At 62.9% G+C, this 12,027-nt stretch carries 12 protein-coding genes; 5 read left to right on the forward strand and 7 right to left on the reverse strand.

The genetic code is table 11. From position 1 onward, the window contains the following. Both EOC93_RS29530 and EOC93_RS29535 read right to left on the reverse strand, forming a co-directional pair. Nucleotides 1-1,273 (reverse strand): PAS domain S-box protein (locus EOC93_RS29530; RefSeq protein WP_164759323.1); only part of this gene is annotated, 1,273 nt, incomplete at its 3' end. Nucleotides 1,274-1,346: 73 nt separating this feature from the next. After that, nucleotides 1,347-2,126, reverse strand: coding sequence for a response regulator transcription factor (locus EOC93_RS29535; RefSeq protein WP_206532286.1), 780 nt, complete (start codon nt 2,124-2,126; stop codon nt 1,347-1,349). Nucleotides 2,127-2,173: 47 nt separating this feature from the next. On the opposite strand from EOC93_RS29535, the gene EOC93_RS29540 reads away from it, so the two are divergent. Next, nucleotides 2,174-2,860 carry a response regulator transcription factor gene (locus tag EOC93_RS29540; protein WP_127206376.1) on the forward strand — a complete coding sequence of 229 codons (687 nt, stop codon included), beginning with the start codon at nt 2,174-2,176 and terminating at the stop codon, nt 2,858-2,860. Nucleotides 2,861-2,956: 96 nt separating this feature from the next. On the opposite strand, the gene EOC93_RS29545 is transcribed toward EOC93_RS29540, so the two are convergent. Then, complete coding sequence (locus EOC93_RS29545) at nt 2,957-3,124, reverse strand: hypothetical protein (RefSeq protein ID WP_127206377.1); 168 nt, start codon at nt 3,122-3,124, stop codon at nt 2,957-2,959. A 34-nt stretch (nt 3,125-3,158) separates the two neighbouring features. Then, entirely contained in the window at nt 3,159-3,491 is a 333-nt protein-coding gene (locus tag EOC93_RS29550; protein ID WP_127206378.1) for a hypothetical protein, read from the reverse strand. Between the two features lie 370 nt (nt 3,492-3,861). Here EOC93_RS29550 and EOC93_RS29555 point away from each other — a divergent pair, with 370 nt between their 5' ends. Next, nucleotides 3,862-4,335 (forward strand): L,D-transpeptidase, encoded by a 474-nt coding sequence (locus EOC93_RS29555; RefSeq protein WP_095487655.1) that lies wholly within the window; start codon nt 3,862-3,864, stop codon nt 4,333-4,335. Nucleotides 4,336-4,413: 78 nt separating this feature from the next. On the opposite strand, the gene EOC93_RS29560 is transcribed toward EOC93_RS29555, so the two are convergent. Together EOC93_RS29560 and EOC93_RS29565 are read right to left on the reverse strand one after the other, a co-directional pair. Next, entirely contained in the window at nt 4,414-7,500 is a 3,087-nt protein-coding gene (locus tag EOC93_RS29560) for an efflux RND transporter permease subunit (protein ID WP_095487098.1), read from the reverse strand. After that, on the reverse strand, nt 7,500-8,765 hold the full coding sequence (locus EOC93_RS29565) for an efflux RND transporter periplasmic adaptor subunit (RefSeq protein ID WP_127206383.1): 1,266 nt from the start codon (nt 8,763-8,765) through the stop codon (nt 7,500-7,502). Before EOC93_RS29565 ends, EOC93_RS29560 begins: the two co-directional genes overlap by 1 nt. Before the next feature lie 145 nt (nt 8,766-8,910). Here EOC93_RS29565 and EOC93_RS29570 point away from each other — a divergent pair, with 145 nt between their 5' ends. From EOC93_RS29570 to EOC93_RS29580, 3 genes are all read left to right on the forward strand, one after another. Then, nucleotides 8,911-9,447, forward strand: coding sequence for a TetR/AcrR family transcriptional regulator (locus EOC93_RS29570; RefSeq protein WP_095487096.1), 537 nt, complete (start codon nt 8,911-8,913; stop codon nt 9,445-9,447). A 74-nt stretch (nt 9,448-9,521) separates the two neighbouring features. Further along, entirely contained in the window at nt 9,522-10,274 is a 753-nt protein-coding gene (locus tag EOC93_RS29575; protein ID WP_127206379.1) for a 3-hydroxybutyrate dehydrogenase, read from the forward strand. A 121-nt stretch (nt 10,275-10,395) separates the two neighbouring features. Further along, nucleotides 10,396-11,463, forward strand: a complete 1,068-nt coding sequence (locus EOC93_RS29580) for an ABC transporter ATP-binding protein (protein WP_127206380.1) — start codon at nt 10,396-10,398, stop codon at nt 11,461-11,463. A 6-nt stretch (nt 11,464-11,469) separates the two neighbouring features. Here the strand turns inward: EOC93_RS29580 and EOC93_RS29585 are convergent. After that, the coding region (locus EOC93_RS29585) for an ABC transporter permease subunit (RefSeq protein WP_127206381.1) at nt 11,470-12,027 on the reverse strand (558 nt) is incomplete at its 5' end.

Genomic DNA, 12,027 nt, shown 5'->3' on the forward strand with positions numbered 1-12,027 from the left:
GGATGACGCTCGACCTGGCGGCGTAGGCGGTCACTGCGAGTGCCGCGCGGGCCCCCTGGTTGAGGTCGGTCTCGGCTTGCGAAGCGGGATGCAGGCGGACCATCGAGAGGAAGCTCTTGACGATGCGGCCGCAGCGCTCGGCGGCAGCGCGCACCTTTTCGGCGCGCACCTTGGTCTGCGGGTCAGACGCGAATTCATGCAACAGCGTCGACTGGGCGACGACCACGGCAAGCGGGTTGTTGAGCTCGTGTGACACGCCGGCCAGCAGCGAGCCCATCGCCGCCATCTTTTCGTTCTGGTGCAGCTTTTCACGCTGGCGGCCGATCTCCTCCTCGGCGCGGAGCTTGTCGCGCAGGTCGCGGATCGAGCCGAAGATCAGGCGGCGGTCGGCGACCCGCATCTCGGTCGCCGTCAGTTCGATCGGAAAGACCTCGCCGGCCGCATTCTGGGTGACGGTCTCGATCCGCTGGCCGACCATCGGTGCGCCCCGGCCCGACATGTATTCGGCGCCCGACACATAGCCCTTGCGATAATATTCCGGAACGACGGTGTCGAGCAGGTCCTTGCCAAGGATGTCGCTGCGCTGGTAGCCGAACATCTTTTCGGCGGCCGGATTGAATTCGATGATCGAACCGGTCTCGTCGATGACGATGATGGCGTCGAGAGAAGCCTGCAGCATGGTGCGGCGGATCACTTCGCTGGCATGGGCATCGGAAAGCGATCGTTCTATGGCGTCGCCGATGGCCAGTGCCACGATGTGCAGCGTTGCCTCTTCCTCGTCGCTCCATTCGCGTTCGTTCACGCAGTCGTTGACCGCCAGCGTGCCCCACAGATGGCCATGCGCAAAAACCGACACCGACAGGAACGACTTGATGTGCTGCTTTTCGAAGTCGGTCCTCAGAAAGCCTTCGAGGTCGCGCGTGTGTCCGGCGAAGATCTTGCCTTGCCGCTCGTCCTCCGCCACCCGTTCCAGCAGAGGGTCCGAATTGACGACCGACTGCAGAATGATCGTCGGCGCCGCCAGCTCGCCGCCAAATCGGGGGTCGATCCAGTAGGCCGCAACCGACTGGGCAAACCCCTGGCCGGGCAGCTCGCGCAGCCGGAACAGGATGCCGCGCTGGCAATCCATGGCCCCGCAGAGCGTTTCAAGAATGCTGTCCATCTCGCGCTGCCAGTCGCCAGCTTCGCGAAGCCGGCGAACGACATGGACAGCGGCCATCGCCGCGCCCTGCCTGACGCCGTGCATATCGCTGGGTGCTGCTTCAACCGTCATGGTCAGCCATCATTTCAGAATCGTACCAAGCCAGAGTAACGCCGGGCTGGATGATACCAGGCGGTCGCTCCGCTCAGTTGCTTTCGCCGGTCGGCAGCGAGAAGATATAGCCTTCGCCGCGCACCGTGCGCAGGAATTTCGGATTGGCCGGGTCCGCCTCGATCTTCTTTCTCAGCCGCATGATGCGGATGTCGACCGCGCGCGACGATTCAGGATCTTCCACGAAGCCGATCGCCTCGGAGATCGCCGCACGCGTCAACAATCGGTTGGCGCGTGTCAGAAAGACCTCCAGCACGTCGAACTCGCTCTTGGCCATGTCGATGACCGTCCCATTGGTGCCGGTGACAAACCTGCCGTCGAGATCGGCATGGAACGGGCCAAAGCTCATGTAACGGCGATTGGCTGTTACTTCGGCCTTGGCGCTCCGCGGCTCGGTCGGCTGCGGAACGCGGCGCAGCACGCTGCGGACCCTCGCCAGCACCTCGCGCAATTCATAAGGCTTGACGATGTAGTCGTCGGCCCCAAGTTCCAGCCCGACGATGCGGTCGAGCGCGGTGCCGGCGGCGGTGGCATAGATGATGCCGATCGGCATTTTCGAGCGCAGCCAGCGGCCGAGCGACAGGCCGTCTTCGCCTGGCATGGCAATGTCGAGGATGGCCAGGTGAAACGATTGCGTTTCCAGCAAGGTTCGCGCAGCGCTGGCACTTTCGGCCGTGGCGACATCATAGCCGCTGGCGCCGAGATACTCGGCGACCGCGTCCCTCAGATCGGGCTCGTCCTCGACGATGACAATTCGTGCCCGCACTATGCTCTCGCTCCCGCTTTCAGTGGAAAGTAGATTGGGTATAAACATCATGTCCAGCGCTCATCTTGGGTTGCCGGTTGCAGGGTGGGAAAAAAATGGCTGCACGATCCATTATCGCGCTTGTTTCCGTCGCCGAAGTGGTCGCGACCGATCTCGCCGACCATCTTGAACGGCGCGGTCATGACGTGCGCGCGGTGCGGCAGCCGTGGGAGGCCGAATCCTTGCTTTCCGGAAAGGGTATCGATGTCGTCGTCGTCGGCGACAGCCTCAGCCAGGCGGAAGGGCGTGATCTGCTCAGGCGCCATGGCAGCGAGGGCGGGCCGGATTTCATCCTGATCTGCCGGCCGGCCGATCTCGTCGACAAGGTGCTGGCGCTCGAACTCGGTGCCGCCGACGTCGTCGAAAGCCCGCTCAACGTTAGGGAACTCGCCGCCCGTATCGGCGGCTTGCTGGCACGGCGCGGCAGGAACGCCGGGGAATTGGTCGTGCTGGAGAACGCGACGGTCGACCTCCGGTCGGCCATGGTCATGCATCGCTCCGGCACCGAAGAACAATTGTCGCCGGGTCAGGTGGCGCTGCTCAGATTGTTTCTGGCCAGCCCGCGCAAAGTCTTGACGCGCGACGACATCATTGCCGCCGCGCCCGCCGAAAATGCCGATGCCTTCGATCGCTCGATCGATTCGCGTATCGTGCGGCTGCGCCGCAAACTCGACACCGAAACCATCACCACCATAAGGGGTGCGGGCTACCGGTTCGATCCGCCGACCCAGTTCGCCGACTGACGGCAGGCCCATTTCGCAAGGAACGCCGTAGCACTTCAATTTTGCGCACGATTCCCAGCGAAAATCGTCTCCGATTTCGGGGTCATGCGCTTGCACTCAGCGCACCACGAGGAGCGACGGCCCTGACGGCATCTCGTAGGCCGTGCCGAGTTCACTGGCATGAGCCCGATCTTTCAGGAGCACGGTGGCGAGGCCGGCAAAGCCGAGCAGGCCCTGCGCGTAGAGCAGCGCGGAAAGCACCGAAGCAGCAAATTTCGTATTCATCGTTTTTGTTCCCCAATTCGGTTTCAGGTTTGCTTCAGGGAAACCCCGAAGCGCCCGCGCCGCCAGCGGAGCCCCCCGTCGCGGCGCGGGCCTTCGGTCCTCTCGGCTGCAAGTTGCCGGAGGGGCCGCGCATCTTCTTCAGCCCAAAACCGACCCGCCAGAGGGCCTTGAGCCGGTTGATGCGCAGGCTGGACACAATCCAGACCGTGGCGAAAAACAGTGCGGCATGTAGCGTCGAAACTTCGCTTGAAGTCATCCCCGCAAGCTTCGTCGTCGGGCCGCCGGCGAAGGTGCCGACGCCGCCAAGGATCGCTGCGGCTATGCTTATCCTGAAAAGCCAGGACATCGCGTTCGATTGCAGGTTCATCTTCGTTTGTGCCGGCTGTTTTCGTTGGGTCAACTCTGCGGGTCGCCTGTATCCAGATCATGCCGCTAGTGCGCGCGCTTTGTTGCAAATTGGTTTCGATGCAAGTCAAATTTCTTTCATATGAGGGAAGATCGCGCTTTCGTTTAGCAATGACTGCGCCTTCTGCCGGCCCGGGATCCGGTCAGACGAGGGCGTCATGTCCTCCGGTTCCGCCTTCCAGATGTCCCACGGATAGGCTTCCGGTCGTTAACCAGAGGAAACAGATTCGAAACAGAAATGCCTGCCATACGAAATCAATTCGAAACATCGCACGACGATAAGCCGGTCATCGAAATTGGAGCCGGCCATGTCCGGCAGACAGGGGGATCTCATGTACACTGCCATTTCTGCCAAGCTCATCAACGTCGCTGCCGCCGCCCTGACGGGTGCAGCTCTTCTGTTCGGCGCCGGTAATGGCGTCGCCCATGCCGCCAATCGGGCCGCCAATCAGATCGTGGCGCGGATTTCGATTTCGCAACAGACGATGGAAGTCCTGGTCGACGGGCGGCCGACCTTCGCGTGGAAGGTTTCGACCGGCGCCAAGGGGCATGTCACCCCGACCGGCTCGTTCAAGCCGACCCGCATGCACCAAATGTGGTATTCGAGGAAATACGACAACGCGCCGATGCCGCATTCGGTCTTCTTCAAGGGTGGCTACGCCGTCCATGCGACTAATTTCGTCAAGCGCCTGGGACAGCCGGCCTCGCATGGCTGCGTGCGGCTGCATCCGGCCAACGCCGCCGATTTCTACCAGCTTGTCGAGATTTTTGGCCCGGCCAATACCCGGATCGTCATCGTCAAATAGCTAGCCGAGACGATCGGCCTGACGAGTATGACTGACTGCCCAAGAAAAAGGCCGGAAGTTCCGGCCTTTTTTCGTCATTCAATCAATCGGCACCGGCATCAGCTTCGGGTCCGGCTTCTCGGCATGATGCGGCAGGTCCTTGCTGGCGATGAAGGTGTAGAACATCGGCACCACGAACAGGGTGAACATGGTTCCCACCAGAATGCCGGTGAAGATCACCAGGCCCATCGAGTAGCGTGCCGCAGCACCCGCGCCGCTGGAGATGATCAGCGGCACCACGCCGAGCGCCATCGCCGCCGTCGTCATCAGGATCGGCCGCAGCCGCACCTTGGCCGAGGCGATGATGGCATCGCGGCGCCGCATCCCGTGGTGCTCGCGCTGCTGGTTGGCGAACTCGACCAGAAGAATGCCGTGCTTGGTGATCAGACCGATCAGCGTGATCAGGCCGACCTGCGTATAGATGTTGAGCGTTCCCAGCCCCAGATTGAGCGGCACGATCGCGCCGAAGATCGACAGCGGCACGGACATCATGATGATCAACGGATCGCGGAAGCTTTCGAACTGCGCCGCCAGCACCAGATAGATGACGAGAACGGCTGCCGCGAAGGCGATGATGATCGTGTAGCCCTGTTCCTTCTCCTGCCGCGACTGGCCGGTATAGTCGATGAAGAACGTGTCGGGCAGGCTTTCCCTGGCGATATCCTCGATGGTCTTCAACCCGTCGCCGGTGGTGACGGTGGGCAATGGCAGAGCGGAAATCGTGGCGGAGTTCAACTGGTTGAACTGCTCGATCACGGCCGGCGAGGCATTGGTCGAGATCTTCACCACCGCCGAGAGCGGCACCATCTCGCCCGACGCGCTGCGCACGAAATACTCGGCCAGCTTTTCAGGGTTGTCGCGGAATTTCTGCGGCACCTGCGGGATGATGTCGTAGCTGTTGGATTCGCGGTCGAATTGCGCCACTTCGGCGCCACCGACCAAGAGGGTCAGCGTCCGACCGATGTCGGCGATCGGCAGGTTGAGCGCCGCGGCGCGGTCGCGGTCGATCGTCACCGTCACTTGCGGCGCGTCGAAGGTCATCGAATTCTGCACGACCATGAAGCGGCCGGAGGCCTGCGCCTTGTTCTTGATGTCCTCGGCCGCCTCGTAGACCTGGGAGGCCTCGCCGGTCGAGCGCACCACCATCGTGATCGGCAGGCCGCCGCCGGAGCCTGGGAGCGTCGGCGGTGCGAAGACGAAAGCTTCGACGCCCGCCACCTTGCTTAGGCGACCCGTGATGTCTTCCTGGAGTTCCTTCGAGCTGCGCGTACGCTCGGCCCAATCCTTGAACGCAAAGCCGACGAAAGCGGTGTTCGTCTGGCCGCCGCCGAAGGCGACCGCCGAGAACCGTGCCCGCGTCTCAGGCAGGTCATCGACCAGGCCGAGTATCTGATTGACGTAGCTCTCGGTATAGTCCGATGTCGCGTAGCGCGGCGCGGTCACCAGGGAAAGCAGGAAGCCCTGGTCTTCTTCCGGCGCCAGTTCGCTCGCGGTCCTGGTGAACATGAAGCCGGTCGTGGCCACCAGTGCGATGACGATCATCAGCGTCACCGGGCGATATTTCAGCGAGCCGCTGACCAGCCGCTCGTAGAGGTTTTCGACGCGCCCGAACGTGTTGTCGACAATGCGCTGGAAGCGGCTGTGCGAGCCGGCCCTCAGGATGCGTGCCGACATCATCGGTGTGATGGTGAGGGCGACGACACCCGAAAGCACCACCGAGCCGGCAAGCGTCACCGCGAATTCGCGAAACAGTGCGCCGGTCAGGCCGCCGGTGAAGGCCAGCGGCGCGAACACGGCGGCCAGCGTTATCGTCATGGCGACGACGGCGGAGGAGATCTCCCGCATGCCGTTGAAGGCCGCCTGCATCGGCGACATGTTGTCTTCTTCCATGTGGCGGTGAATGTTTTCCACCACCACGATGGCATCGTCGACGACGAGGCCGATCGCCAGCACCATAGCCAGCAACGACAAAAGGTTGATCGAATAGCCCAACGAAAACAGCAGGAAGCAGACGCCGATCAGCGACAGCGGAATGGTCACGATAGGCATCAACACCGAGCGGAATGAGCCGAGGAAGAGCAGGATGACGACGATGACGATGATGACCGCCTCGCCGATGGTCTTGAACACCTCCTCGATCGAAGCGCTGATCTGCTCGGTCGAATCGTAGACGATCTCGATCGTCATGCCGAGCGGCAGCGTCTCCTGGATGGTCGGCACAATTTCGTGGATCGCCTCCGCTGTCGTCAGCGGATTGGCGGCCGGCGTCGGGAAGATGGCGAGGAAGATGCCGGGCTTGCCGTTGAAGCTGACCCTGGTGTCGGTGTTCGCCGCGGCGAGCTCGACGCGCGCGACGTCACGCAGCCTCACCACATTGCCGTTGTTGGAGCGGAGCGGAAGGGCGGCGAAAGCCTCCGGCGTCTGCAGCGTCGAGCGGACGGTGATCGAGGAAGCCACGTACTCGTTTTCGGTATTGCCGGGCGCGGAGAGGAAATTCGATTCGTTGATGGCGGTCAGCACTTCCGCCGCCGTCACGCCGCGCGCCGCCAGTTTGATCGGGTCGATCCAGACGCGCATCGAATATTCGGCGGCCCCGAAGATCTGCACGTCGGCAACGCCCTCGACCGTCGACATGCGCGGCCGCACGACTCGTTCGATATATTCGGTGAGCTGTTCCGGCGTCATGTTCGGATTCTGCATCGAGATATACATCATCGCGAACTGCTCGCCGGTGCCCTTGACGATCACCGGGTCTTCGGCCTCGTCCGGCAGCTCGCCGCGCACGCCTTGTACCTTCGACAAGACTTCATTCAGCGCGATGTCGGGGTTGGAGCCGAGTTTCATCTGCACCGTCACGGTGCTGGAGGACGGCCGGCTCGCCGATGTGACGTAATCGATGTTTTCGGTCGAAGCGACGGCACGGGCGATCGGCGCGGAAATGAACCCCTGGATCAGGTCGGCGCTGGCACCGGGATAGGCCGTGGTGATGGTGATGGCCGTTTCTTCAACTTCCGGATACTGGCGGATCGAAAGGTTGAAGATGCCCTGGAAACCCAGAAGCAGGATCATCAAGGCGAGCACGGTCGAAAGGACCGGACGGCGGATGAAGAGGTCGGAAAAGCTCATTACTGGGTTGCCTGCTGGTTTGCCGGCTTGGTCGGGTCGATCGTGTTGTCGACGGCAACGGACATGCCGTTGGAGAGCCGGTTCTGGCCGGCGGTAACGACTTCGTCGCCGGGCTGGATGCCTTCCAGGATCTCAACCAGGCCGGCGTTGCGGCGGCCGGGCTTAACGAACACCTGGGCAAGCACGAGCTGCGGGTTCTGTTCTTCAGCTTTCGGTTCGGCCGCGGTAGCAGCCGGTTTTTCCTCCGGTTTTGCCGCGGATGCTTCGGCGGCGGGCTTCGCGGTGTCCGTGGCGGGCTTTTCTTCCGGCCTCGCAGCAGCAGGGGCCGCGCCACTGGCCGCGGCCGGCTTCGCCGGACGCACCACAAAGACAAAGTCACCGTACAGGCTGGAGGTCAGCGCGGTCTGCGGCACCGTCAGCACGTTGTTTTCCTCGGGCAATTCGACGCGCACCTGCACGAACTGGCCAGGGGTCAGCTTGCCTTCGGGGTTAGCGACCTCGGCCCTGACCGTCACCAGCCGGCTGGTCGGGTCGATCTTCGGGTCGATACCGCGGATGGTGCCGGCGAACGGCAGCTCGCCGTCGCCAATGCCCAGCCGCAGCTTCTGGTCGATCTTCAGTAGCGGAAGCTGCTGTTCGGGAATCGAGAAATCGGCCCGCATCGTCTCCAGGTCCTGCAGTGTCACTACGGAAGTGCCGGGTGAGAGATACTGGCCGAGATCGATCCTGGGAATACCGACCGTGCCGCCGAAGGGCGCTGTCAGCAGCTTCTGATCGAGCACCGCCTGCAGCCTGTTGACCTGCGAAGCGGAAGCCGATGCAGTTGCCCGCGCCGTGTCGAGCGTCGATTCCGAGCCGACACCGCGTTTCTGCAATTCAAGGGCGCGTGTCAAAGCCGTCTGGTCGAGCGCTGCTTGCGCCTTCGTCGCATCGAGATCGGCGCGCTCGGCGGCATCGTCGAGCTGAAGGAGAACCGCGTTGGCTTCAACCTTCTGATTGGCGTGAAATAGGATGTCCTTGACGATGCCGGCGGTTTCGACGGTCAGGTCGACGCCGCGTACCGCGCTTACCGTGCCGATCGCTTCGACGCCCGGCGTCCAGCTGGTCGGCTTGACGATTGTCGTCGACACCGTCGCGGCCGGCGGCTTCATCGTGGCGAAGAATTGCTGGATCGCATTGTCGCGGAACAAATTGAAGCCGACGATGCCGCCGCACACCAGCACGAGCAGAATGAAGGCGATGATGAAGCGCTTGATCACGAACAGTCCCCTTGGCCATGGCCCGGCATAACGGTCGGATGACCGAAACACATACCTGTGACTGGTCCCGATTTCAAATGACGGCGATCTTACTGTACCGTCTGGACGGTCTTGTCAATTCCGCATAGGCTAATGTATGGGGAGGCGATTGATGAAAGCCCGCAGAGCAAATTCGCGTGAGAAGATTCTCGCCGCCGCCGCCGATGTGGCACGCGAGACAGGGCCCGGCAGCCTGTCGCTGGACGCCGTCGCCAGCCGTGCCGGCGTGTCGAAAGGCGGCTTGCTGTACAATTTCCCGACCAAGGCGAAACTGATGCAGGCGCTGGTGGAGGATTACCTGCGCGCCTTCGAGCAGGCGCTGGAGTCCGCCCGCACGGCCGGCGTCATCGGCGAAAGCCCGCTTGCGACTTACATCAAGCTTTCAGCCGAACATGCCGAGGAGTCGAAACCGTCGGCTTCCTGGATATTTTCGGCGATCGCCGAGGATCCCGATTTCCTGACACCGATAAAATCGTTCAGGCGGCAGGTCTTCGAGCGGCTCAAGGGAGAGACGCCGGACCTCAAGGCGCTGCTGGTCTGCTATCTCGCCATCGAAGGGCTTCGCAGCATGAACCTCTTCGATTCGGACGTCCTTTCACGGGACGAACGTCGATTGCTGGTATCGTCCTTGCTGGAGATTGCGGGATAGATCGAGGATGCCATCAGAAGCCGTCCGGCCAACGGTTTCTCGTCCGATGCGGCCCAGCGCAGCCTTTCCGTCCTATCCAAAACCGGTGCGCACCCTCGGGTCAGGTCGATAGCAGCGCTTTTGAGCGCGCCAACGTCACCATCAACGGCCTGGGCCGAAGCAGCCGCCATGGAGCGGGAGCGCGCCGGCATCGAAGCGGATTCGGCGTCAAATGCCGTTACTCCGGCGCCAACATGATGGATGGGGCAGCAGTGAGCGCCATGGTGCGCGAGGCCGAAGAGATCTTCGGCAGTCTCGGCATCCTGGTCAACAATGCCGGCATCCAGCATGTCGCGCCGATCGAGGAATTCCAGGACGACAAATGGGAAGCCATCATCCGCATCAATTTGCTCGCCGCCTTCTATGCAATCAAGGCGGTGCTGCCCGGTATGAAGGCGCGCAAATGGGGCCGCATCATCAACACTGCGTCGGCGCACGCGTTGGTCGCCTCGCCGTTCAAGTCCGCCTATGTGTCGGCCAAGCACGGCATAGCGGGCCTGACCAAGACAGTGGCGCTGGAGGCGGCACTTGACGGCGTCACCGTCGATGCGATCGCGCCCGGCTACGTCTGGACGCCGCTGGTCGAAAAGCAGATTCCGGACACGATGAAGGCGCGCGGCATGACCGAGGAAGAGGTTAAGCGCGACGTGCTCCTCGCTGCCCAGCCGACCAAGGAGTTCGTCACCGTGGACGAGCTTTCCGCACTGGCGTTGTTCCTATGCTCGGATGCGGCAAAGCAGATCACCGGCACAACCTTGCCGATTGATGGCGGCCGGACGGCGCAGTAAGCACCGGCGCCATTGCCGCAGCCATCATTGTCACGGCCGGATTTCCAACGTATGCCGACGCCATGCCGCACCGGTTGCGTGAACAATCGGCGGGACGCAATGATATGCCGATTGGTGAAGCATGAGCGAAATCAAGGTGGAGCGTCTCACCAAGCGGTTCAATGAAACCGCCGCGCTTGACGCCGTTTCGCTCGACTTTGCGGCGGGCTCATTTACGGCGCTGCTCGGCCCGTCCGGGTGCGGCAAGACCACGATGCTGAGACTGATCGCCGGCTTCGAGGCGCCCAGCCAAGGCCGCGTGCTGTTTGGCGACGAATTGATGGCCGATCCGCAGCGGCAGGTGCCGCCGGAAGCGCGCGGCGTTGGTGTCGTCTTCCAGTCCTATGCGCTTTGGCCGCATATGGATGTCGCCGAAAACGTCGCCTATCCGCTGAAAGCCCGGCACGTCAAACGGGGCGAGATCGCTGGCCGTGTCGGCGCGGTTCTCGATATCGTGGGACTCAATGGGTTTGAAAGCCGCCGCATCGAGGAACTGTCCGGCGGCCAGCGCCAGCGCGTGGCGCTGGCGCGCTGCCTCGTTGCCGACGCCAAAATTATCTTGTTCGACGAACCGCTCGCCAATCTCGATATGCATTTGCGCTCGTCGATGGTCGACGCCTTTCGCGACATCCATCGCCGCACCGGCGCCACCATCGTCTATGTCACCCACGACCAGGCCGAGGCCCTGGCGCTGGCCGACCGCGTTGCCATTATGAGCCGAGGCAAGGTGCTGCAGGCGGCGGCGCCGCAGGAGGTCTATCGCGCCCCGGCCAATGCCACGGTTGCCGGCTTCGTTGGGCGCGGTTCCATCGTTGGGGGGACAGTCATCGATCATGCCGAAGAAACCGCGACGGTCGACATAGCCGGGCATCGCCTCGTGGCGCGAAGTGCCGGGACATCGGCAGGGCCGGTGAAAATCCTGCTGCGACCGGAAGCGCTGCGGATTTCACCTGAGGGCATGCCGGCGACGGTGCTCGACAGCGTCTATCGCGGTCCGGTGCATGAGGTGCGGCTGGCCTTGCCGATGCCAGGGCGAGGGCCAGGACCAGGACCAGGACAGGAATTGCTGATCGACAGCACCGAGGCAGTGGCAGTCGGCCAGAGCGTGAATGTCGCCGTCTCGGACGCCTGGATTATTCCAGGCGCCTAACGCTGCTTACCGCCAGGGCAAGACGCCTGCCGGAAGCCGCCGGCCGAACCGGTCGAGCACAAGCAGCAGGACGACGACAACGGCAATCGTGGAAACGGCGATCGCGGCGGCCTGCGTTCCCAAGCCTGCTTCCTCGAGGCTGAACAGCACCACGCCGAGCGTCTCATTGCCGCTCGACCAGAGCAAGGCCGAGACCGTCAGCTCGTTGAAGGCGCTCATGAAGACGAGCAGCCCGCCTGCCACTGCCGCGGGTGCGGCGAGCGGCGCGGTTATCGTTGCAAGCCGGCGCAGGGACCCAGCACCCGACACCGCCGCCGCCTCGTCGAGGTCGCGTGAAATCTGCCCGACCGCGGTAGCCACTGGTTTCAAGGCGAGCGTGAAAAACCGCATCGCGTAGGCGACCACGATGATCGAGGCCGTTGCATAGAGGCTGCCGACCAGCGGCAGCGGGCGCAGGAACAGGAGGATGCAGGCTATCGCAAGCACGACGCCGGGGACCGCATAGGGAAGGTCGACGATGCCGCTGAGGAGACGCTGCCAACGCCGGCCGAGCCGTTCGAGCAC

The sequence above is a fragment of the Mesorhizobium sp. M6A.T.Ce.TU.002.03.1.1 genome, from assembly GCF_003997275.1.
In the GTDB taxonomy this organism is placed as follows: domain Bacteria; phylum Pseudomonadota; class Alphaproteobacteria; order Rhizobiales; family Rhizobiaceae; genus Mesorhizobium; species Mesorhizobium mediterraneum.